Annotated in this window: 23 protein-coding genes and 1 tRNA gene; 10 read left to right on the top strand and 14 right to left on the bottom strand. The window is 70.1% G+C overall.

Annotated features, from left to right (window positions below):
• The first annotated feature begins 50 nt into the window (after positions 1 to 50).
• Positions 51 to 1,256, top strand: a complete 1,206-nt coding sequence (locus FB391_RS18870; protein WP_141896744.1) for an MFS transporter — start codon at positions 51 to 53, stop codon at positions 1,254 to 1,256.
• Between the two features lie 43 nt (positions 1,257 to 1,299).
• Here the strand turns inward: FB391_RS18870 and FB391_RS18865 are convergent, their stop codons facing one another.
• Positions 1,300 to 2,187, bottom strand: coding sequence for a helix-turn-helix transcriptional regulator (locus tag FB391_RS18865; RefSeq protein WP_141896742.1), 888 nt, complete (start codon positions 2,185 to 2,187; stop codon positions 1,300 to 1,302).
• 84 nt (positions 2,188 to 2,271) lie between these two features.
• Between FB391_RS18865 and FB391_RS18860 the strand changes: the two genes are divergently transcribed.
• Positions 2,272 to 2,709, top strand: a complete 438-nt coding sequence (locus tag FB391_RS18860; RefSeq protein ID WP_141896740.1) for an NUDIX hydrolase — start codon at positions 2,272 to 2,274, stop codon at positions 2,707 to 2,709.
• A 13-nt stretch (positions 2,710 to 2,722) separates the two neighbouring features.
• Here FB391_RS18860 and FB391_RS18855 read toward each other — a convergent pair whose 3' ends face one another.
• Together FB391_RS18855 and FB391_RS18850 are read right to left on the bottom strand one after the other, a co-directional pair.
• Positions 2,723 to 3,202, bottom strand: coding sequence for an aminoacyl-tRNA deacylase (locus tag FB391_RS18855; RefSeq protein ID WP_141896738.1), 480 nt, complete (start codon positions 3,200 to 3,202; stop codon positions 2,723 to 2,725).
• Positions 3,195 to 3,767 carry a DNA helicase gene (locus tag FB391_RS18850; RefSeq protein ID WP_141896736.1) on the bottom strand — a complete coding sequence of 191 codons (573 nt, stop codon included), beginning with the start codon at positions 3,765 to 3,767 and terminating at the stop codon, positions 3,195 to 3,197. Before FB391_RS18850 ends, FB391_RS18855 begins: the two co-directional genes overlap by 8 nt.
• 95 nt (positions 3,768 to 3,862) lie before the next feature.
• Here FB391_RS18850 and FB391_RS18845 point away from each other — a divergent pair, with 95 nt between their 5' ends.
• A complete protein-coding gene (locus FB391_RS18845; RefSeq protein WP_141896734.1) occupies positions 3,863 to 4,435 on the top strand; it encodes a peptidylprolyl isomerase in 573 nt (190 codons plus the stop codon).
• An 11-nt stretch (positions 4,436 to 4,446) separates the two neighbouring features.
• A complete protein-coding gene (locus FB391_RS18840) occupies positions 4,447 to 5,343 on the top strand; it encodes a rhomboid family intramembrane serine protease (protein ID WP_141896732.1) in 897 nt (298 codons plus the stop codon).
• A 168-nt stretch (positions 5,344 to 5,511) separates the two neighbouring features.
• Here the strand turns inward: FB391_RS18840 and FB391_RS18835 are convergent, their stop codons facing one another.
• Positions 5,512 to 5,751 carry a cell division protein CrgA gene (locus FB391_RS18835; RefSeq protein WP_141896730.1) on the bottom strand — a complete coding sequence of 80 codons (240 nt, stop codon included), beginning with the start codon at positions 5,749 to 5,751 and terminating at the stop codon, positions 5,512 to 5,514.
• A gap of 73 nt (positions 5,752 to 5,824) precedes the next feature.
• Between FB391_RS18835 and FB391_RS18830 the strand changes: the two genes are divergently transcribed.
• The 3 genes from FB391_RS18830 to FB391_RS18820 are packed head-to-tail and all read left to right on the top strand — an operon-like array spanning position 5,825 to position 7,427.
• Entirely contained in the window at positions 5,825 to 6,598 is a 774-nt protein-coding gene (locus FB391_RS18830) for a class E sortase (RefSeq protein ID WP_141896804.1), read from the top strand.
• Positions 6,598 to 6,789 (top strand): hypothetical protein, encoded by a 192-nt coding sequence (locus FB391_RS18825; RefSeq protein WP_141896728.1) that lies wholly within the window; start codon positions 6,598 to 6,600, stop codon positions 6,787 to 6,789. The genes FB391_RS18830 and FB391_RS18825 overlap by 1 nt, the downstream gene beginning before the upstream one ends.
• Positions 6,786 to 7,427, top strand: a complete 642-nt coding sequence (locus tag FB391_RS18820) for an anthranilate synthase component II (RefSeq protein WP_141896726.1) — start codon at positions 6,786 to 6,788, stop codon at positions 7,425 to 7,427. Before FB391_RS18825 ends, FB391_RS18820 begins: the two co-directional genes overlap by 4 nt.
• Positions 7,428 to 7,452: 25 nt before the next feature.
• Here FB391_RS18820 and pknB read toward each other — a convergent pair whose 3' ends face one another.
• The 7 genes from pknB to FB391_RS18785 form a co-directional block, all read right to left on the bottom strand.
• Positions 7,453 to 9,141 (bottom strand): Stk1 family PASTA domain-containing Ser/Thr kinase, encoded by a 1,689-nt coding sequence (gene pknB, locus FB391_RS18815; RefSeq protein WP_141896723.1) that lies wholly within the window; start codon positions 9,139 to 9,141, stop codon positions 7,453 to 7,455.
• A gap of 78 nt (positions 9,142 to 9,219) precedes the next feature.
• On the bottom strand, positions 9,220 to 10,929 hold the full coding sequence (locus tag FB391_RS18810) for a serine/threonine-protein kinase (RefSeq protein ID WP_141896722.1): 1,710 nt from the start codon (positions 10,927 to 10,929) through the stop codon (positions 9,220 to 9,222).
• Complete coding sequence (locus FB391_RS18805; RefSeq protein ID WP_141896720.1) at positions 10,926 to 12,392, bottom strand: peptidoglycan D,D-transpeptidase FtsI family protein; 1,467 nt, start codon at positions 12,390 to 12,392, stop codon at positions 10,926 to 10,928. Before FB391_RS18805 ends, FB391_RS18810 begins: the two co-directional genes overlap by 4 nt.
• Positions 12,392 to 13,786 carry an FtsW/RodA/SpoVE family cell cycle protein gene (locus FB391_RS18800; RefSeq protein WP_141896718.1) on the bottom strand — a complete coding sequence of 465 codons (1,395 nt, stop codon included), beginning with the start codon at positions 13,784 to 13,786 and terminating at the stop codon, positions 12,392 to 12,394. Before FB391_RS18800 ends, FB391_RS18805 begins: the two co-directional genes overlap by 1 nt.
• The gene (locus FB391_RS18795; RefSeq protein WP_141896716.1) at positions 13,783 to 15,021 is read right to left on the bottom strand and encodes a PP2C family protein-serine/threonine phosphatase; all 1,239 of its coding nucleotides are present in this window, start codon (positions 15,019 to 15,021) and stop codon (positions 13,783 to 13,785) included. Before FB391_RS18795 ends, FB391_RS18800 begins: the two co-directional genes overlap by 4 nt.
• Before the next feature lie 18 nt (positions 15,022 to 15,039).
• Entirely contained in the window at positions 15,040 to 15,579 is a 540-nt protein-coding gene (locus FB391_RS18790) for an FHA domain-containing protein FhaB/FipA (protein WP_141896714.1), read from the bottom strand.
• Positions 15,576 to 16,319 carry an FHA domain-containing protein gene (locus FB391_RS18785; RefSeq protein WP_141896712.1) on the bottom strand — a complete coding sequence of 248 codons (744 nt, stop codon included), beginning with the start codon at positions 16,317 to 16,319 and terminating at the stop codon, positions 15,576 to 15,578. Before FB391_RS18785 ends, FB391_RS18790 begins: the two co-directional genes overlap by 4 nt.
• Before the next feature lie 155 nt (positions 16,320 to 16,474).
• On the opposite strand from FB391_RS18785, the gene FB391_RS18780 reads away from it, so the two are divergent.
• Positions 16,475 to 16,558, top strand: a tRNA-Leu gene (locus FB391_RS18780).
• A 239-nt stretch (positions 16,559 to 16,797) separates the two neighbouring features.
• Positions 16,798 to 17,181, top strand: a complete 384-nt coding sequence (locus tag FB391_RS18775; RefSeq protein WP_221886327.1) for a PPOX class F420-dependent oxidoreductase — start codon at positions 16,798 to 16,800, stop codon at positions 17,179 to 17,181.
• Positions 17,182 to 17,184: 3 nt separating this feature from the next.
• Here the strand turns inward: FB391_RS18775 and FB391_RS18770 are convergent, their stop codons facing one another.
• Positions 17,185 to 17,676: a GNAT family N-acetyltransferase gene (locus tag FB391_RS18770; protein WP_141896709.1), complete on the bottom strand. Its 492-nt coding sequence runs from the start codon at positions 17,674 to 17,676 to the stop codon at positions 17,185 to 17,187.
• A gap of 58 nt (positions 17,677 to 17,734) precedes the next feature.
• On the bottom strand, positions 17,735 to 18,367 hold the full coding sequence (locus tag FB391_RS18765) for a GntR family transcriptional regulator (protein WP_141896708.1): 633 nt from the start codon (positions 18,365 to 18,367) through the stop codon (positions 17,735 to 17,737).
• 328 nt (positions 18,368 to 18,695) lie between these two features.
• Between FB391_RS18765 and FB391_RS18760 the strand changes: the two genes are divergently transcribed.
• Entirely contained in the window at positions 18,696 to 18,902 is a 207-nt protein-coding gene (locus tag FB391_RS18760) for a cold-shock protein (protein ID WP_018173742.1), read from the top strand.
• Between the two features lie 131 nt (positions 18,903 to 19,033).
• Here the strand turns inward: FB391_RS18760 and FB391_RS18755 are convergent, their stop codons facing one another.
• The gene (locus FB391_RS18755; protein ID WP_141896707.1) at positions 19,034 to 21,127 is read right to left on the bottom strand and encodes a bifunctional lysylphosphatidylglycerol flippase/synthetase MprF; all 2,094 of its coding nucleotides are present in this window, start codon (positions 21,125 to 21,127) and stop codon (positions 19,034 to 19,036) included.
• Between the last annotated feature and the right edge of the window lie 53 nt (positions 21,128 to 21,180).

The raw sequence follows: 21,180 nt of genomic DNA, 5'->3' as shown, positions 1-21,180 counted from the left end.
CGCGGACGCACGGTCGGGTGGCCCGGCCGCTCTCGCACGAGGCTGGAACCATGACGACCACTGCCACGATTCCCGTGACCTCCCCGGCGCTGCCGCGCCTGCGCTACGGCGCCCTCATTGCGATGATGGCCATGAGCTTCCTGCTCGTGACGGCGGAGTTCCTGCCGGGCGGCGTGCTCACCGAGATCGCGGCCGATGTCGGCGTGACGCCCGGTCAGGCGGGCCAGATGGTCGCGGTCACCGCCCTGGCGGGACTCATCGTGGCGCCGACGATCGGGCTGGCGCTGCCGAGACTGGACCGGCGGTCGCTGCTGGTGTGGATGGCGATCGGCGCGACGGTGTCGAACGCGATCGTCGCCGTCGCCCCCAGCCTTCCCCTGCTGCTCGTCGGCCGGGTGCTGCTGGGCGCCGCGCTGTCAGGCTTCTGGGCGATGTCGATCACCGTCGCGGCGCGCATCGCCGGACCAGAGCGCCTCGGACGCGCGGTGATGTTCACCTCGGCGGGCACGTCGCTGGCGACCGTGGCCGGAGTGCCCATCGGCGTGATGCTCAGCGAGGTGCTGGACTGGCGGGCGGTGTTCGTGTTCGCCGCCGCCGCGACCGCGGTGCTGGCCGTGCTGCTGCGCATCCTGCTCCCGTCGGTCCCTGCCGAGGCTTCGGCGTCGCTGTCGACCCTCGTCGGCACACTGAAGCTGCCGGGCATCGGACTCGGCGTCGCCGGCCACGTGCTCGTGGTGCTCGGCCACTTCCTCGCCTTCACCTACATCCGCATCGCGCTCGATCGCGTGCACGATGCCGGGCAGCAGATCGACGCGACGGCCGTGATCGTCCTGCTGGCGGTGTTCGGCGTCGGCGGGTTCGTGGGCAACATCCTCATCGGCATGATCATCGACCGCACCTACCGGGTGTTCGCCGTCGTCTCGCCGCTCGTGATGGCGCTCATGACGCTCGCCGTCATCGTGGCCTCGGGTGCACCCGTGCTCGTCGGCGTCGCGGCGTTCGCGTGGGGCTTCTTCTTCGCCTCGTGGCTGCTCATCGTGAACACGTGGGTGGGGCACCGCATGCCGGATCGGCTCGAGGCGGGCGGCAGCATCGTCGTGGTCGGCTTCCAGGCGGCGATCATGCTGGCCGCGGGGGTCGGCGGGCTGCTGGTCGACGGCCTGGGAATCGTGACGGTGTACCTCACGGGAGCCGTGATCCTGGTGCTGGGCGCCGTGCTGTTCGGGCTCTCGAACCGCGCGAGCGCTCGCGCATAGTCGAAGGATGCCGGCGGCGCCTGCCGCCGGCATCCACCCTGCGTCAGGCCGACACCGGCTGATGCGTCGAACGCCACGCCGACGGCGTCGTGCCCACGCTGCGGCGGAATGCGCGGCTGAAGCCCTCGTCCGAGGCGTAGCCGAGTTCGCGCGACACGGTGCTGACGCCCAGGCCGCGCGACAGCAGCTCCTGCGCCGCGCGCATCCGCACGGACGTCACGTAGCCGGCGGGCGACCGGCCGAAGCGGACGCGGAAGCGCTCCGCGAACACGGAGCGCGACATCGCACCGAGCGCGGCCAGTGCGTCGACGGTCCACTCACGACCGGGGTCGGCGTGGATCGCCGCGATCACCCGGTCGAGGAACGGGTCGCCCGCGGCCGCGGGCCAGCCGTCGGGGGCACAGCCGCCCGCGGCCCACGCGCGGATCGCCGAGATCAGCACGGTCGCCGCCATCATGCGGCACACCGCGAGGTCGCCGCCGCGGGTGATGAGCTCGTCGTCGGCGTCGACGCCCATGTAGGGCAGCATGGCCGCGGCCGCCGGCTCCTGGTCAGCGAACGCGTACACGACGGCCGCGTCGGGCAGGAGGCTCGCCAGATGCGCGACCTCGTCGACGAGGTCCAGCTCTGCCAGCAGCAGGCTGACAGGTCCGTGCGCCGTCAGGGTTCCCTGGGCGCGGCCGCTGGTGAGCAGGATGTCGCCTGCGGCCACCGATCCCGGCGCACCCACCGTGAGGCGCGTGCGGACCTCGCCCGACAGGACGTACGCGTAGGTGATCGCGCCCGGGTCGAGCACGACCGGCTGGCCGTCATGCAGGTGGAACCGGCGCTGGCGGCGGATGCGGACGTCCACCGCGGCGAGCAGCCGCTCGAGGGCGTCGTCGTCGGCGACCGCGCGGCTGTGGCCGCGCGCATGCCCGGTCGGATCCATAGGGTGACGAACCGTCCGTCCCGACGCGGTATTCCTCGCGCGGGCACCGTTCTCACACAGGCGGGTGGCGCATTAGGGTGAAGCATGGACCTGCGCGTCGCGGCGTACGCGGTCATCCTGGACGAGGATGACCGGGTGCTGCTGGCGCACTGGAACGAAGGACGCCGCGCTGCGTGGACCATGCCCGGAGGCGGACTGGAGCCCGGCGAGGATCCCGAGCGTGCGGCCAGCCGCGAGGTCCGGGAAGAGACCGGCTATCGCGTCGCGGTGGGCGAGCTGCTCGGCATCCATTCCCGCGTCATCCCCGCGGGACGCCGGCTGACCCCCGGGGTCACCGAGCCCCTGCACACCCTGCGGATCGTCTACCGCGCCCGCATCACCGGCGGGCGCCTGCGCAACGAGACCGACGGCTCGACCGACCGCGCCGAGTGGTTCCCCCTCCGCGACGTGCACGGGCTCCAGCGGGTGAAGCTCGTCGACATCGCCCTCGAGCTCGCCGGCGTCGTGATCCCGACGCCGTGAAGGGTCCGGCCGATCAGCCCAGCGGCTGCGAGATGTCGGCGACGGTCGCGCCGTACGCGGCGATGAGGTCGTCCGCCTCGACGAACATGCTGTACCCGTGCGCGCCCGCGCCCATCGCGACCCGTCGACCGGTGATGTCGGCATCCGCGTAGACCGGCCAGTCGTTCGTGCTGCCGACCGGGACGATGGTGCCGCGCTCATAGCCGGTGGCGGCCAGCGCGCGCTCCTGATCGGGCAGCTGCAGCTTGTTCACGCCGACGACGGCGCGCAGCTTCGGCCACGAGATCGCCCGGTCCCCCGGGATGAGCGCGAACAGGTACGTGTCGTCCGAGCGCTTGACCACCAGGGTCTTCACGATCCCCGACGGGTCGATCCCGAGGATCTCTGCGGCCTCGTTGAGGCTGTTCGCGGCAGGCCGCTGCGTGATCTCGATCTCAAGACCGCGATCGGATGCCGCCTTCCTGACGCGTGCGATGCCCTCCGGTTCAGGCATCCGGGGCGCGCAGCGGGTCGTCGGCGACCCAGAGCTCGTCGTCGGCACGCAGCGTCTGCCATGCGGCGTACAGGACGCCCACCGCAGCGGCGACACCCAGGATGATGGCGATGACGCCGCCGGCGCCCATCCCCTGCTTCTGGGGTGCGACGCGGTCGACACGCGCGGACAGGTACTTGCTCGCCTCGCGGGCGTACTTGTCGGCCTTCTTGCCGTACTTCTTGGTGTCGGGCAGCTCGAAACCGCGCCCGCTCGCCAGGCGGGACCGCTGCTCATTGGCGGCGTCCCACACCGACAGCGCCGATCCGACCACGGCGCCTGCGGCCGGGATCACGGTGCCGTTGAAGACCTGCTTGCCCTTGTCGACGTACGGCGCGGCGTACCGGTCGTAGTTGGCCTGCATCTGCGGGGCGACCCGCTCTCGGCCGTAGTTGCCCAGCTGGCGGCCGGCCTCGCGGGCCACGGTGGCGGCCTCGCCGACCAGCACCTGCTGCGCCTCCCACAGGTTTCCGGCCTGCTTCTGCAGCTTCTCGAGTTCCTTCTTGCGCTTGCGGCTGAGGCTCACGGTGCCCTCCCGTTGTTGGGGATGTCGGTCTCCCCATCTTGCCAGACCGCCGCCGAGACGGGAGGGGTTGCAGGGAACTCTGAGACAATGTAAAAATGCCGCTTCACACCGCAGTCGCAACGATCCACACCAACTACGGCGACATCGTCGTCAACCTGTTCGGCGACCAGGCGCCGCGCACGGTGCAGAACTTCATCGGCCTCTCCGACGGGTCGCAGGCGTGGACCCACCCCGCCACCGGCAAGCCCGGCGAGGGTCCCCTGTACAAGGACGTCATCTTCCACCGCATCATCTCGGGCTTCATGATCCAGGGCGGCGACCCGCTCGGCCAGGGCGTGGGCGGACCCGGCTACAACTTCAACGACGAGATCTCGGGCGAGCTGACCTTCACCGAGCCGTACAAGCTCGCGATGGCCAACGCCGGACTGCGCCGCAACGCCATCACCGGCCAGGCCGAGGGCACCAACGGCTCGCAGTTCTTCATCACGGTCCCCGGTCAGGGCGGCCGCGGACCGGAGTGGCTGCAGGGCAAGCACACGATCTTCGGCGAGGTCGTCGATGACGCGTCCAAGGCCGTGGTCGACACCATCGCCGACGTGCCGACGGCTGCGGGCGACCGTCCGGTCGAGCCGGTGGTCATCGAGTCGATCGACATCGCCGCGGTCTGAGCGCGGCCCGCGTGACCACCGACGACTTCCGCGGCAACGCCGAGAACTTCTGCTACCGGCATCCTGATCGCCAGAGCTTCGTGCTCTGTCAGCGATGCCTGCGCACGATCTGCCCCGAATGCCAGACGCCGGCCGCGGTCGGTGTGATCTGCCCGGAGTGCCTGCGCGATCAGCAGAAGGGGCAGTCGCCTGCCCAGCGCAAGGCGGAGCGCCGGTGGTCACGCCCGCGGGCGGCATCCGTCGTGGCCGACGGCCGGCCGGTCGTGACGTACGCCATCATCGGCGTCACCGCGTTCGTCTATCTGCTGCAGCTGATCCCGGGGTTCGGCAGGACCGTCGAGAACGCCCTCCTGTTCTACGCGCCCATGCTCTACCCCGGGCTCACCGGCATGTTCGAGCCGTGGCGGCTGCTGACCGGTGCCCTGGTGCACTCGAGCTTCTGGCACCTCGCGCTGAACATGCTCGCGCTCTTCATGATCGGACGGACGCTCGAGCCGCTGCTCGGCCGCATCCGGTTCCTCACGCTGTACGTGCTGTGCGCGCTCGGCGGCTCGGTCGCGGTCACGCTGCTCTCGTTCGCCACGCCGGTCGTCGGGGCCTCGGGTGCGATCTTCGGTCTGTTCGGAGCGCTGCTGATCATCGGCCGGCACCTCGGCGCGAACATCGCAGGGATCGCGCTGGTGATCGGCATCAACCTCGTGATCGGCTTCGTCCCGGGCATGAACGTGTCGTGGCAGGCGCACGTGGGCGGTCTGGTGACTGGCCTGCTGGTGGCGTTCATCTTCACCCGCACACGCGCCGTACGGCAGCGCGGACTGCAGACCGGACTGCTCATCGCGGTCGGTGCGGTGCTCGTGGCACTGCTGTTCGTACCGGTCCTCTTCCCCGCCCTGGTGCTCGCCGCCTGATTATCCCCAGGAGTTATCCACAGGTTCATCCACAGCCTGGGGAGAATGACACGGGTGTAATTCACAGCTGTTAACAGATCTGTTAACAACTGCCGGGATGCCTCGGATCGCGGCATCCAGGCACGAAAAAGCCCCGGTCAGCCATGACCGGGGCTCTTCTCGTAGGGTTTATCGCCAGCGCGTCGTCATCAGGAAGCCGACGAAGGCGATGCCGAAACCGATCACCAGGTTCCATGCACCGATGTCGGGAATCGGGAACGCCATACCGCTGAGGTAGAAGACGAGGATCCAGATCAGTCCGACGAGCATGAGGCCGATCATGATCGGCTTGAACCACACCGGGTTGGGTGCGGATTCGCCTTCTGCGCGCTCGACGAGCGAGTCGTCGTCTTTGCCGGGTCGTGCCATGCACAAGAGTCTAACTGCCAGCCGGACCACAACTATGCTGTGCGAGAATCCCCCTGTGGATGAAGCGGTCGCCATGTCCCGGGGCGCCGCCCGGACCAAGGCGCGCCCCCGGCGGCGCGTATCGGTCGCGGGCGTCATCGGCGAGCTTCTCATCACCGCCGGCGTCATCGTCCTGCTGTACGTCGTGTGGCAGCTGTGGGTCGGCGACATGATCTACGGCGCCGAGCGCAACGCGTCCGGAGCCGCGCAGTCCGAGCAGTGGCAGCAGGAGTGGCAGCAGCAGAATCCGCAGGCTGTCGCACCGACGCCCGGAGCCACCGGATCGGATCCGGTGACCGCGCCCCCGCCCGTCATGGCCGAGCCCGGTGACGGCGAGAAGTTCGCCGTCATGCGGATCCCCCGCTTCGGCTCGGACTACGCCGTCGACATGGCCGGCGGCGTCACCCGCCCTCGCACCCTTGACCCGATCGGCATCGGCCACTACCCGGGCACCATGATGCCCGGGCAGCCCGGGAACTTCGCGCTGGCCGCGCATCGCACCACGTGGGGCAAGCCGTTCAACCGCATCGCAGACCTGCACGTCGGCGACGCCATCGTCATCGAGACCGAGGCCGGCTGGTACACCTACCGGTTCCGCACGCTCGAGTACGTGAAGCCGAGCGCCGTCGAGGTGCTGCTGCCGGTGCCGCAGGTGAAGGACGCCCCCGCAGAGACCGCGTACATGACGATGACCAGCTGCAGCCCGATGTACGCGATGACCGAGCGCATCGTGGCCTACAGCGTGTTCGAATCGTTCACCCCCCGCACCGAGGCCGGGCCTCCGGCATCCCTCCAGGCGGTGAGCTGATGTACGGGGCTCTGTGGCGTGGCCTGCCCGGACCCTGGTGGGTCAAGGTGCTGATCCTCATCGTGCTCGTCGCGGCCGTGTTGTACGGCCTGATGTTCTACGTGTTCCCGTGGGCGAGCCAGTTCATCGTGCCGCAGGAGGTCACGGTCGGGCTGCCGCTGCCCGGCGTCGGCACCGTCGCCGGAGCATGACCGCCGCGCGCGCCGCTGCGCCCATCCTCGTCATCGACAACCACGACAGCTTCGTCCACACGCTCATCGGGTACCTGCACGAGCTGGGCGCCGACACCGACCTCGTCGAGGCGGACGCGATCGACGATCCGCACGCCGCGATCGCCGGCAGGAGCGGCGTGCTCGTGTCACCGGGGCCGGGCGCACCCGCCGACGCGGGCGCGTCGATCGCCGTCGTCCGCGCGGCGGCGGCGGCCGGCATCCCACTCCTCGGCGTCTGCCTCGGCCACCAGGCGATCGGCGAGGCGTTCGGCGCGACGGTCGACCCTGCCCCCGAGCTCATGCACGGCATGACGTCGGCGGTGCACCACGACGGCTCGCCGCTGTATGACGGACTCCCCGACCCGTTCACCGCGACGCGCTACCACTCGCTCGCGATCGTGCCCGAGACCCTCCCCCGCGACCTCGTGGTCACCAGTCGCACCGCGGGCGGCGTCATCATGGGCGTCGCGCACCGGACCGCCCCGATCGTCGGCGTGCAGTTCCACCCCGAGAGCGTCCTCACCGAGGGCGGTCACCGACTGCTGGGCAACTGGCTGGCGTCCGTGGGATTCGTGGATGCCGCCACTCGAGGCGCGCGGCTCAGCCCGCGCCGCTGAACCCGACGACCCCCGACGGCAGGGCTCAGGCGCCCGTGCAGACCGTGAGCGAGATCTGGGAGTGCACCGGCACATCGCCTGGCGGCAGCGACTGCGCCGACACGGTGGGCGGATCGGTCGCCTTGCAGCCCGGATCCTCCTGCGTGGTGACGGTGAGCCCGGCATCCTGCAGCTCGCGCGTGGCCGCGTCCGCCGTGTACCCGCGGACGTCCTTGATCGTCACGCGGCCCGATGCCACCACCAGGTTCACGGTCGCGCCCGCGGCGACGCTCGTGCCGTCCTTCGGGTCGGCCGAGATGACCGTCCCCGCGGCGAGATCCTTGTCGTTCTGCGGCGTGATGGTGCCGAGCACGAGTCCCGCGTCGGTGATCGCCTGCGTGGCGGCATCCTGTCCGAGTCCGACGAGCGGCGGCACGTCGGTCATCTGCTGCCCGCTCGAGACGTAGACCTTCACCTGCTGGTCGCGCTCCACCGAGGTGCCCGCCTCGGGGTCCGTGCGGATCACGTTGCCCTCGGCCACGTCGGAGCTCTCTTCATCGACGCGGATCGCCCGCAGATCCTCTGCGGCCAGCGCCTCGTTCGCACTGTCGTACGTGAAGCCGGTGACGTCGGGCACGCTGCGCACGCTCGGCGTCTCGGCCGGCTGGATCGTCAGCACCCAGAACAGCAGAGAGATCAGCAGCACGGCCAGCACCGCGACACCCGCCCAGATCCACGCGACCGGCGGGCCGGCCTGGGTGCGCTTCATGGTCGTGTCGGTGCTCAGCTGGCGCAGCGACCGTGCGGTCTCGGCCGCCTGCCGGGGGTTCGGGCCGTACAGCTCGCTGGTGAGGGCGCCCACCTGACGCTTGCTGGGCTGGCGGCCGTCGACGGTCGCGTCCAGCGCCTCGCGGAAGCTCGCGGCGTCCTGGTAGCGCTGGAACGGATCCTTCGCGAGAGCGCGCAGCGCGACCGTGTCGAGCGTGCGCGGCACGGTCTCGTTGACCTCTGAGGGAGGCACCGGCGCCTCGCTGACGTGCTGGTACGCCACCGCGACGGGCGATTCCCCCCGGAACGGCTGGCGGCCCGTGAGCAGCTCGTACAGGACCACCCCCGTCGAGTACACGTCAGCACGGGCGTCGACGGGCTCGCCCTTGGCCTGCTCGGGCGAGAAGTAGGCGGCGGTGCCGAGGATCTGCGTGGTCTCGGCGACCGTGGACGAGCTGTCCGACACGGCACGGGCGATACCGAAGTCCATGACCTTGACCTGGCCGGCGTCGGTCACCATGACGTTGCCCGGCTTGATGTCGCGGTGGACGACACCCGCGCGATGCGAGTACTCGAGAGCCTCGAGGATGCCGTCGACGTAGCGCACGGCATCCGTCACCGGGACCGGGCCGGCCGAGATGATGTCCTTGAGCAGCCGGCCCTTGACGAGCTCCATCACGATGAACGGCACCGGACGGACGCGCCCGTCGGGGCTCGTGAGCGAGTCCTCCCCCGCGTCGTACACGCGCACGATCGTCGGGTGGGCCATCCGCGACGCGGCCTGCGCTTCGAGGCGGAAGCGCGTGCGGAACGCGTTGTCGTCGGCGAGCTCGCGGTCAAGGATCTTGATCGCGACGTCGCGGCCGAGCGTCAGGTCATAGCCCTTGTAGACGCTCGCCATGCCGCCACGGCCGATGGGCTCGTCGACGCGGTAACGCCCCGAAAGCACATGCGGCTCAGCTGTCACGGTCACTCCTGCCTGGAACAACAGCCAGACTAGCCGAGGCCGAGCGGGTCACGTGTCGCGTGACCCGCTCGGCCGGACTCACGGCGTCGGCGTCGGCGACGGGTTCGGCGCCGGGGCCGCGGTGATCACGCCGCTCGCCTCGGCGGAGGGGCTCGTGCGCTCCTGGCCGTTGCCGTTGCCCGTGCAGGTGACGGTGTAGCTGACGATGAGCGAGGCTCCGGCGGCGCCGGTCACCTGCACCTGGCCGCTGCGCTCGTTCGGACCGAAGGCGGCCGTGGACTGCCCCGTGTTCGGGAAGACGCCCTGCGTCGCGGTGAGGTTGTACGCGCTGACGCTGCCGGTGCCGGACGGGCAGCTGTAGCCGGACCACTGCACGGTGACCGTCTCGCCCTCTTCGATCGGGGTCGACAGCGTGGGCGCAGCGGGCGGGTCCATCGGCACCTGGCCGGCGTACACCGTGAGCTCGATGACCGTGGCCAGCGGGACGTTGCCGGTCGGGGCGACCGCGTAGACCTTGCCTTCGCTCGCCGAGTCCGGTGCGGCGTTGCCCTCGGTGCAGCGTGCCCCGAATCCCAGCTCGTCGAGTGCGGCGGACGCGGTGGTGCAGTCCTGACCGACGTAGTCGGCCGCGACGACGTTGCCCGTGGTCGCGGTCGGCGTCGGCGTGTCTTTGGGCGTCGCCGAGTGCGACGGCGTCGACTTCTCGGGACTCGGCTCGTTCTGGTTCGCCACGACGGCCCAGATCGTGCCGATCAGAACGAGCAGCAGCAGGGCGATCAGCGCGATCAGCGGCCACGTCCACGGGCTGCGCTTCTTCTTCTCGGGCGTCTCTTCGGCGACGGCCTCGCCCGGGGCGGGCATCAGCTTCGTCGCGGCCGAGGTGTCGCTCGCACCGAGCAGCTGCGTGGCGGCCTCGCCGGCGACGGCGCCGCCGGCGATCGCGGGCACTGCCGCGGCGGCTGCCGCGACATCGCCGCGGCGGAGGGCCGTGGCCGCCCGTGCGACTGCTGCGGCGGATGCCGGGCGCTCCTCGGGCTTCTTGGCGATCATCGCCATCACGAGGTTCTGCACGGGCGCCGCGACGGTCGCCGGAAGCGGCGGCGGCTGCTCGTTGATCTGCGCCATCGCGATCGCGACCTGCGACTCGCCCGTGAACGGACGCTTGCCCGCCAGGCACTCGTACGCGACGATGCCGAGCGAGTAGATGTCGGTCGCCGGCGATGCCGGGTGGCCGGACGCCTGCTCGGGCGACAGGTACTGCACGGTCCCCATGACCTGGCCGGTCGCGGTGAGCGGCACCTGGTCCGCGATGCGGGCGATGCCGAAGTCGGTGATCTTGACCCGGCCGTCAGGCGTGATCAGCAGGTTGCCCGGCTTGATGTCGCGGTGCACGAGGCCCGCCGCATGCGCGGCCTGCAGCGCCGCCGAGGTCTGCGCAACGATGTCGAGAGTCTTGTCGGTCGACAGCGACCCGTCCCGTTCGAGGATGGTCGAGAGCGCCTCGCCGGGCACCAGCTCCATCACGAGGAACGCGCTGCCGTTCTCTTCGCCGTAGTCGAACACGCTGGCGATGCCCTCGTGGTTGACCAGGGCCGCGTGGCGGGCCTCGGCGCGGAAGCGCTCCAGGAAGCCCGGATCGCCCATGTACTCGTCTTTGAGGATCTTGATGGCGACGGTGCGGCCGATGACGTGGTCGGTCGCCTCCCAGACCTCGCCCATGCCGCCGATCGCTATGCGCGAGTCGAGTTCGTAACGGCCGCCGAAGGTCACGCCCTGCGTCGGTCTCATTTGCCCAGCACCGCCTCCATGACCTTCTTCGCGATGGGAGCGGCGATCGTGTTGCCGCTGCCCGACTGTCCTTGCCCGCCGCCGTCTTCGACGACCACGGCGACGGCGACCTCGGGGTTGTTCGCGGGAGCGAACCCGGTGAACCAGAGCGTGTACGGCTCGTTGCCCGTGTTCTCCGCCGTTCCCGTCTTTCCGGCCACGTCGACGCCGTCTATTCTTGCACCCGACGCCGCGCCGTCACTGACATTGGCCACCATCATGGCGACGAGCTCGTCGGCCAGGGCGGTGTCGAGGGCGCGACCGAACTCGGTGTCGTCGTACGTCTTCTGCACCGACAGGTCGGGTCCGATCACGCGGTCCACCATGCGGGGGTTCATGACGATGCCTCCGTTCGCGATGCCGGCGGCGACCATCGCCATCTGCAGCGGGGTCGCGGTGACCTGACCCTGGCCGAAGCCGCTGAGCGCCGTCTGCGCGTCGTCCTGGATCGTGCGCGGGTAGCCGGAGGCCGTCGAGGTCAGCGGGATGTCGAAGGACTGGTTGAACCCGTACTTCTCGGCCTCTTCGCGGATCGCGGTGTCGCCGAGCTCGACCGCCAGCTCGGCGAACGGGATGTTGCAGCTCAGGCGCAGCGCATCGGCGAGGGTGACGGTGTCGCCCGGACCGCACGCGCCGCCGCTCGCGTTGTGCACGATGCTGCTGGACTGCGGCAGCTGGTACTGGGCGGGGTTGGGCAGCGTCGACTGCGGCGTGTAGTCGCCCGACGCCAGGGCGGCCGAGGCGACGACGAGCTTGAACGTCGAGCCGGGCGGGTTGAGGTCGCCGGCGATCGCGCGGTCCGACAGCGGCTTGCCGGGATCGGCCACCAGCGCGTCGTATGCCTGGTTGACGGCGTCGGTGTCGTGCGAGGCGAGCACGTTCGTGTCGTAGCTGGGGCTCGTCACGAGCGCCAGCACCCTGCCCGTCGACGGCTCGATCGCGATGATCCCGCCCTGCAGGTCGCCGAGCGCCTCGAAGGCGGCGCGCTGCACGTCCGCGTCGAGCGACAGCACGACGTTCGACCCCCGAGGCGGCTGACCCGTGAAGATCCGCTCGACGCGCGAGAGGAACTGCGAGCCGGCCGTGCCGCTCAGCTCCTGGTTCATGGACTGCTCGATGCCCGTGCCCGCATTAGGGCCGAGCGCGGGGTTGATGTACCCGGTGACGGGCGCCCACATCTCGCCGTCGGTGTACACGCGCTGCCAGCTGTACACGTCGTCCGACGGCACCGATGTGGCGATGGCGGCGCCGCTGGCGATGATCGAGCCGCGCTGCACCTCGAACGAGTCGTACAGCGATCGGCGGTTCGACGGGTTCGCGGCCAGCTCGTCGCTCTGCACCACCTGGATCCAGCTGGCCGAGCCGAACAGCGCGAGGAACATGACCAGCATCAGGATGCTGAGCCGTCGCAGCTCCTTCGTCATCAGCCGATCACCACCCGGGGCCGGCTGCGGACGGCGTCCGAGATCCGCAGCAGCAGCGCCACGATGATCCAGTTCGCGACGAGCGACGAACCACCTGCCGCGAGGAACGGCGTGGTCAGGCCGGTCAGCGGGATGAGGCGCGTGACGCCGCCCACCATGATGAACACCTGCAGCGCGATCGTGAACGACAGCCCGGTCGCGAGCAGCTTGCCGAAGTCGTCCTGGCCGGCCAGGCCGATGCGGATGCCGCGGCTGGTGAACACCATGTACAGGCACAGGATCGCGAACACCCCGATGAGGCCGAGCTCCTCCCCGAGTGCGGGCAGGATGTAGTCGCTCTCGGACACGGGCGTGAGGTACGGCCGGCCCTGGCCGAGCCCGGTGCCCAGCAGCCCGCCGTTGGCCATGCCGAAGATGCCGTTGACCAGCTGATAGCTCGCGCCGTCCATCAGGTCGGGGTTGAAGGCATCCAGCCAGATCGTGAACCTGTTGCCGACGTACGGCAGGAACCGGGATGCCACCCACGCGCCGCCGGCGGCGAGCACGACGCCGATGAGCACCCAGCTCGTCTTGCCGGTGGCGACGTACAGCATCGCGACGAACATGCCGAAGATCAGGAGGCCGGTGCCGAGGTCGCGCTGCATCACGATGATGCCGAGCGAGACCAGCCAGATCACCAGGAGGGGGCCGAGCTCCCGGGCGCGCGGCCAGGTCAGGCCCAGGAAGCGCGAACCCGTCGATGTCAGGCTCTCGCGCGTGCGCACGAGGTAACCCGCGAAGAAGATGCCGAGCGCGATCTTCGCCAGCTCGCCCGGCTGGAACGAGAAGAAGCCGAGCGACACCCACACGTCGGCGTTGGCGTCGGTGCCGAGGCCCGGGATCACCGGCAGGATCAGCAGCACGATGCCGACGAGGCCGAAGATGTATGTGTACCGGAACAGCACGCGGTAGTTGCGCAGGAACATCACCACGAGGATCGCGGCCACCAGGGCGATCGCCGCCCACGCCAGCTGCCGCGTCGAGAACGCGTCCCAGCCGTGCCGGTCGCGGGCGATGTCGATGCGGTAGATCATCGCCAGGCCGATGCCGGTCAGCAGCGTCGCGATCGGCACGACGAAGGGATCGGCATCCCGCGCGCGCAGGCGCAGCAGGATGTGCAGGGCGATCACGAGCGCTGTGAGGCCGCCGCAGTAGACCAGGAACGTCCAGTCGATGGCGCCGAGCGCGCCCAGCTGCACGAGGGCCACCGCCGAGCCGTTGATCACGAACGCGAAGATCAGCAGCGCGAGCTCGCGGTTGCGGTGCGTCTGCGGCACCCGGATGCGCCGCAGCGCACGGATGACGGCGGTGTCGGCCGAGACCGCGTCGGCGGGAGTCGTCACAGGCGCACTCATCCGCTTCCTCCCGCCAGATCACTGATGTCGGCGACGATACGGCGTGCGTCTTCGAGAGAGCTGGCCGAGATCGTCCCCACCACCGTCGCACGGGCGAAGTCCGACAGCGAATCCAGCGGGATCTCGGTGTCTTCGTACGGCGTCGACAGCGAGATCGGGCCGATGTTCTGCTGCACGCCCTGGTAGATGACCACGGTGTCCTCGTCGGCGCCGACGAAGAAGCGCGTCTGCGTCCACTGGTAGCCGAGCCACACGGCGCCCGTGATGAGCACGAGCACGAGGGCCAGGCCCGCGATCCAGCCGATACGGCGCCGGCGGGAGCGCCGCCGGTCCTCCTCGATCAGCTCCTCGAGGAACTCGGGGGCCGGCTCGAAGTGCGTGGGCTCGTTCGCGGCCTGGCGGTTGGGGTGCAGCCAGCTGGCGCGGCGCGGCGCGGCCGCCGGCACCTCGACCCCCGCCGGATTCGAGGCCGACCCGACGATCGTGGCCGTTCCCGAGAACACCGGATGCTGCCCGCCGACGTCGACGATCACCATCGTGACGTTGTCGGGGGCACCGCCGTCGAGGGCCTGCTTCAGCAGGATGTCGGCGGTGCGGCCGGGCGCGAGGCCCATGCCGAGCGCCTTCGCGGTGTGGGCGTCGTCGACGACGCCCGACAGGCCGTCCGAGCACAGCAGCCAGCGGTCGCCGGGCTGCGTCGGCATGATGAACGTGTCGAGCTCGGGGTCGGGGTCCATGTCGCCCAGCACCCGCATGAGCACGGACCGGCGCGGGTGGTAGCGCGCCTCTTCGGGCGTGATGCGGCCGGAGTCCACGAGACGCTGCACGAACGTGTGGTCGGTCGTGATCTGGGTGAGCGTGTCGTCGCGGTACAGGTAGATGCGCGAGTCGCCGATGTGCGCGATGACCGCGTAGTCGTCGACCATGATCAGCGCGCTGACCGTCGTGCCCATGCCGGCGAGCTCGGGCCGGACGTGCACCGTGTCGATCAGGTCGACCGCGGCCTCAGAGATCGCGTCGCGCAGCGCCTTCTCGGCCCCCGCGGTCGTGTCGTAGGGCTTGTCGAGCGCCTCCAGGCGCGCGATCGCGAGGCTCGAGGCGACATCGCCGCCCGCGTGGCCGCCCATGCCGTCGGCGACGACGAACAGGTTGGAACCGGCGTAGCCGGAGTCCTGGTTGTTGGAGCGGACCTTGCCGGTGTGCGAGATCGCAGTGCTCGAGCCCTGGAAGACCATGTGCGCGGGGTCCGCCCGCTACTTCCGCAGCTCGAAGGTCGTCGCGCCCACCTTGATCGGGGCGCCCACCTTGATCGGCACGGGCGAGGCCACCCGGGCGCCGTCGTGCCACGTGCCGTTGGTCGAGTCGAGGTCCTGGATCATCCACTGATCGCCCCACAGCACGAGGCGCGCGTGGTGGCTCGACGTGTAGTCGTCGCGGACGACGAGGCCCGACTCGCTGGAGCGGCCGATCGTCAGCGCCTCGTTGCCGAGCGGCAGCTCGAGGCCGGCCTTGGGGCCGCTCGTGATGACGATGCGCGACACCGTCGAGGTCGTGGCGGGACCGCCGTCAACGTGCGGCGCCGGCGCGGCGGGTGCGGCGACGGGGGCGGTGGCCGCCGAGGCTGCTGCCGCGGGCGCAGCGGCCCCGGGCGCCGCCGCCGCAGCGGCATCCGGCATCCTGCGCACCTTCACGCCGAACAGGTCGGCGCGCAGCGAGTAGACCACCGCGAACACGAAGGCCCACATCAGCACGAGGAAGCCGATGCGCAGCAGCAGAAGGGTGAGCTCGCTCATGCCAGCGGACCGCCTTCGCTGAGGTCGAACCGGCGCGTGGAATCGTCGACGGATGCCGGCGGCCGCGGTGCCGCGGCCTGCGCGACCACGCGGAACACGATGTCGGTCCGGCCGATGCGCACCGTCGAGTCGGGCGGCAGCGCGGCCTCGGTGATCTTGCGTCCGTCGAGCATGGTGCCGTTGGTGGAGTTCATGTCGCGCACCATGGCGCGCTCGCCGTCCCAAAGGATCTCGACGTGCTTGCGGCTCGTGCCGGAGTCCGCCACCGTGATGTCGGCGTCGCTGCCCCGGCCGATGACGGTGCGCGACTTGCTCAACGGGATGCGGCGGCCCTCGACGTCGACGACGCCGCGCCACGCGACGCGTCCGCCCTGCGCGGTCGTCGATTCGACCCGCAGCGTGCCGGTGCTCAGCTGGTCGTCGCGGCGCAGCGCGATCGTGACGGGCCCTGCGAACGAGTAGCCCTGCGCCTTCGCGTGCTTGTGGACGAGCGTGTCGAGCTCGTGCGTCAGGGCGTCACCGAGTGCCGACATCCGCTCGTCGTCGGCCGCCGAGAGGCGCACCGTGAACGTGTTCGGCGCGAGGATGCGGTCGCGGCTGACCACGGCGGCCTTCTTGTCGAGTTCGCTGCGCAGGGCGGACGCGATCTCGACAGGCTGGATGCCGCTGCGGAAGGTCTTCGCGAACGCGCTGTTCACAGCGCGTTCGAGACCTTTCTCGAAGCTGTCAAGTAGTCCCACGGAGCTCCTCTTGAGGGGGGTGCCGGTTGCTACATGCTAATTGCACAGCCTGTCTGCGCGATGGATCGCGTTGCGGATCAGGCGAGTTCGGTGTCAGGGGATTGGCGTGATATCCTCGGGAAGTTGAGTTTCGCGGGTCCTCGGATCCGCGGCTCGCGCGAGTGGCGGAATAGGCAGACGCGCTGGCTTCAGGTGCCAGTGCCCGAAAGGGCGTGGGGGTTCAACTCCCCCCTCGCGCACAGAACGAAGGCCCCCGGGATCCCCGGGGGCCTTCGGCGTTCCCGGGCGAACCATGGCGCGGCCCGGCCGGCGCCGGTTCGCGCCGCCGTCACCGGCATCCGCTGTGGTTCTCGCGGCGACGGCGAGATCCGCGCTGTAGAAAGCAGCACAAGCTGTCGATCTTTTCGATCGCGAATGCCGATTTCGACAGCGCGAAGAGGATGAGGGATGCCGCGCGCAGAGCGGATACCGTTGAATGGTGCGCGAGTTGACGGCTGCCGGTGTCGAGTTCGTCCGGGAGCGGCATCTCGGCACGCTCTCGACGATCTCGAAGCAGGGCGGGATCCATGCGGTTCCGGTCGGCTTCACCTTTCATGACGGGATCGTCCGGGTCATCACGTCCCGCACGTCGCAGAAGGTGCAGAACGTCCTGCGCGACGAGACGGCCACGGTCAGCGTGGTCGACGGCGCGAAGTGGATCGCGTTCCAGGGCGTCGCGTCGGTCCACGACGACCCGGCCGAGGTGGCGCGGGCCGTCGAGCTCTATGCCGAGCGGTACCGTCAGCCGCGCGTGAACCCGCTGCGGGTGGCGATCCACCTCGTCCCGACGCGGATCATGGGCAGCGCTGGCCTCTTGACCTGAGCGTCAGGCGCCGTCCAGGGCGGGCGGGAGGGTGAACACGATCTCTTCGACCTCGCGGCCGAGGCCCGGGGCGAAATCGACGTTGCGCGAGAGCTCGGTGAAGCCGACCTTGCGCAGCACGGCGATGGAACCGCTGTTGTGGACCGCCGCGCGGGCGTAGAGGGGGCGCACCGGCTCGTGCGAGATGAGAAGGCGAAGCGCGGCGGTGGCGACGCCGCGGCCCCACGCATGCCGGGCGATCCAGAAGCTCACCTCGCGATCGCCGTCGACGGTGAAGGCGGCGGCGGTGCCGGCGAACCCGCCGTCTTCGGTGACGACGAGGCACAGCACGTCATCGGAGGCGCGCTGGCGGGCGATCCACGCGTCGAACGCGGCGCGGTCGTCAGGATCCGCGGCCGTGAACGAGGCCATCTCTATCGCCTCGCGGTCGCGCATCATCTCGAAGACCGCGTCGAGGTCGTCGTCGTCGATCGGGCGCAGGTCGATGTGGTGCACGCGACTCACGGTAGCCGCGGCATCCGACGTCGAAAAGGGCGGCAGGGGCGGCGGGGGATCAGGGGAGGCCGTGGATGCCGCGCAGCAGCGCCTCGGCGCGGTCCCCGTCGCGCGCCACGAAGGCCTCGCGGAACTCCTCGTACGCCGCGGTGCGCCCGATGGGGCACTCCAGGAACGGCACCCAGCCGACCATGTCGCGGCGGATCGCGAACTCGTACTCGCGCACGAACTGCAGGAGCGCGTAGTTGCCGGCGGCCCTCGTGATCACGGCGAAGAACGCGTGGCTGGCGTCGGCTAGGGCGACGGCGTCGTCCGCGCGTGACGAGGCGATCACCTCGTCGAGCCGCTCGAGCGCCTGCGCCAGCTCTTCGTCGTCGGCGCGCGCGACGGCCATGCGCACCGCCAGTCCCATGTTGAAGGCGACGAGCTCGGCGGTGTCTGTCTGGCGGTTCGGCTGCGACACCCGCGTGTAGCGGTGCGGCGACACCTCGACGAGTCCGATGCGCTCCAGCCGCTGGAGCGCCTCGCGCACCGGCGTGCGCGATACGCCGAGCCACTCGGCGAGCTCCTGGTCCCGCAGCCGCTCGCCGGGCGCGAGTCGGCCGTCGAGGATCGCCTCGCCGAGGCGCGCGTAAACCTCGTCTCCGAGGACGGCGCCGCGCGGGTCGAGCGGAACGAAGGGGACAGTCATGGGTGGCACCAGTGTACGCCGGAGGATTCACCTGCATAGACCGGGTTTTCGGAGCGGAATTCCGCGGTGATCGCCCCTCGCTCTTGCGCTGATATATCGGTACGATGTGCATGTCCACGCTTCGGCGTGGCCTATCCGGGGGGATCCGTCGACGCCCGGGCTTCGAGCACCGCTCAGCCCGGGCGTACGATGGGCGTACCCGAAACCCTCATCGTCGCGTGCAACGTTTGTGTCACCATCCGACGAGGGTCTCGCCGTGCGCCCGCGAGTTCACTACGTTGGAGTCAATCGCCGCAATCGCGACGAGATCAACGAAGAACGGCAAGTAATGGCAACGCAGGGCACCGTCAAGTGGTTCAACTCCGAGAAGGGATTCGGCTTCATCGCTCCCGATGAAGGCGGCGCAGACGTCTTCGCGCACTACAGCGCCATCGAGTCGAGCGGCTACCGCTCGCTCGAGGAGAACCAGCGAGTCGAGTTCGAGATCGCCCAGGGCCCCAAGGGTCTTCAGGCTGAGAACATCCGCCCGCTCTGAGTCGAGCGGACTGATCGCCTCGCGCGATCAGTGAGCCGCGGCATCCCGACCTCTTCAGATCGTGGGTGCCGCGGCTTCAGCGCGCCCACCGCGAGGTCAGGGCAATCCGGGAGTGGACGCCCCGGCCTCGGTCAGCGGTCGGCTCCGCCATCCGCGTCCTCGCCGCGCACCAGCTCGAGACCGGCGCCCGCGAACTGACGCAGGGTGGCGTCGGGCAGGAACGCACGCGTGAGCGCGCCGCCGATCCGCGTGAGATCCGTCTCGTCGCGATACAGCAGGTACAGCGTCTCGTACCGCGGGTGGAACTTCTCTTTGAACCGGTGCAGCGACCGGAACCCGTACACGGGCTCGAGCGCGTCAGCCAGACGCTCGCTCAGCGCGGCGATCATGCCCGCGTCCGGCGGGTAGTCGTGAGCGAGCGGCGCACCCGAGAGCGACATGATCTCGGCGCCCTCTTCGGCGAAGAGCTTCGCCGAAGACCCGATGAGATACTCCATCACCGGCCCGAAGCCGCCGTCCCGCCGGCGCATCAGGTCGAGCGTCCAGCCGCGGATCCGGCCGTCGCCGCCGAACACGGGAAGCCATGACAGGAAGCCGTCGACGTCGCCGTTCGGCGCGATCGCGAGGGCCAGCCGCACGTCGGGGCTCTCGGCCTCGACGAGCGTGCCGAGGGTGAACCCCATCTCGGGCAGATCCTTCTCGCCGACCCACATCTCCGAGATCGCGCGCAGCTGCGCCTGGACGCCCCACGACTCGTCCTTCAGCCGGGTCATGCGGAACGTCATCTCTTCGCGCCCGGCCCTGTTGAGCGACGAGCGCACCGAGTTCCACCGCTTGCCGGTGAACTCCAGGCCCTCGAGGTCGACGATGGTGTCGTCGGCCACCACGAGGCTCCGCCACGTCGACGGCACGGCCGCCCGGGTGGCCTCGTTCGCGCTGAAGAAGCACGGCACGAGGCCCGCACGCTCGGCGTCGTGGATGAACTCGGCGACGGATGCCGCACGCGACGCCTCGGGGCCGAGCGGATCTGCGAGGGCGAGGGCGACCCCCGCCCGGCGCTGGTAGGCGACGATGCCGTCGACGGTGCGCGCGTAGGTGTTCCCCTCCCACGTCGTCATCCACGAGAGGGTGCCGCCGCCGTCGGAGCGCAGCATGGCGACCGCGTCGTCGACGGTGGGCGACGGCTGGCGTCCGATGCGTGAGCGGCGTCGCGCGCGGAACGCGCCGCGCACCCAGATCAGGTAGACGAACATGAGCAGCCACAGCACGCCGCTCGCCAGCGACAGCTCGGTCTCTCCGTCGATGGTGGCCTCGAGCTGACGCTCGCTGGTGAGGACGATGAGCACGACCACCAGGGCGGCGGTCAGCATGTTGAGCACCGCGAGCACGATCGCGACGATCCACGACCACCGTCGCCCGCGGCGCAGCCCGTTGGCCACGACGAGGATGACCACCGCGTCGAGGGCGACGTCCCAGAACCCGCCGGATGCGGGCGCGGTCGGACCGAAGGGGCCGTCGGTCGGCACGATGAGCGTGACGAGCTCGACGGCGCCCAGCACCAGCACGGCCAGGAAGGCGATGAGCCGCTGTTCGCGGATGGTGGTGCGCTGGATGCGCAGCGACCGGTCGACGAACAGGATCAGCAGCACGGCGACGAGGTGCTCGAGGTCGGCCAGCGCTCCCCAGAACAGCATCGCGACGAACAGGTAGCCGAGCAGCACGAGCCACCCCCGCACGCGCCACGGACTGCGCAGCAGCCCGATCGCGGCGGCGATGCAGGCGAACGTGCCGCCCGAGGCCCCGACGTCGAGGGCTGCTGCCTCTGTGGCTGCCCACGCCCACGGGAACATCGAGAGCAGCCACACAAGGAGGGCGGTCGCGCAGATCGCGAAGAGCTGCCCGACCCAGTAGTACGCCAGCGCCACGCGCGTGCCGCGTCGCCATTCGAGGTAAGCCATGCCCACGAAGGTGGAGAGCGTCAAGGCGTACACCCACGGCTCGTTCACGAAGAACGTGCCCGTGATCGGGGTCCACCAGCGCCCGGCTTCGAAGGCCGGCAGTCCGTACGCCACCGCCTCGAAGACGGGGGAGTCCTCGAAGGGCCGCCACAGCCCCTGCCAGACCACGCCGGCGACGAGGATCAGTCCGATCATCGCCAGCGTGCCGGGGATCCTCGCGACGACGGCGAGGACGCGGTTCGGCGCAGAGGTCGGAGCGTCGCTCATGCGTTCAGGGTAGCGAGCGACGTCGCGGCGGACGGGGTGCGCTGTGAGAAAGC

Source organism: Microbacterium kyungheense (genome assembly GCF_006783905.1).
Taxonomy (GTDB): Bacteria; Actinomycetota; Actinomycetes; order Actinomycetales; family Microbacteriaceae; genus Microbacterium; species Microbacterium kyungheense.
Note: the sequence above shows the minus strand (reverse complement) of the source record. Positions and strands in the feature narration are given on the sequence as shown.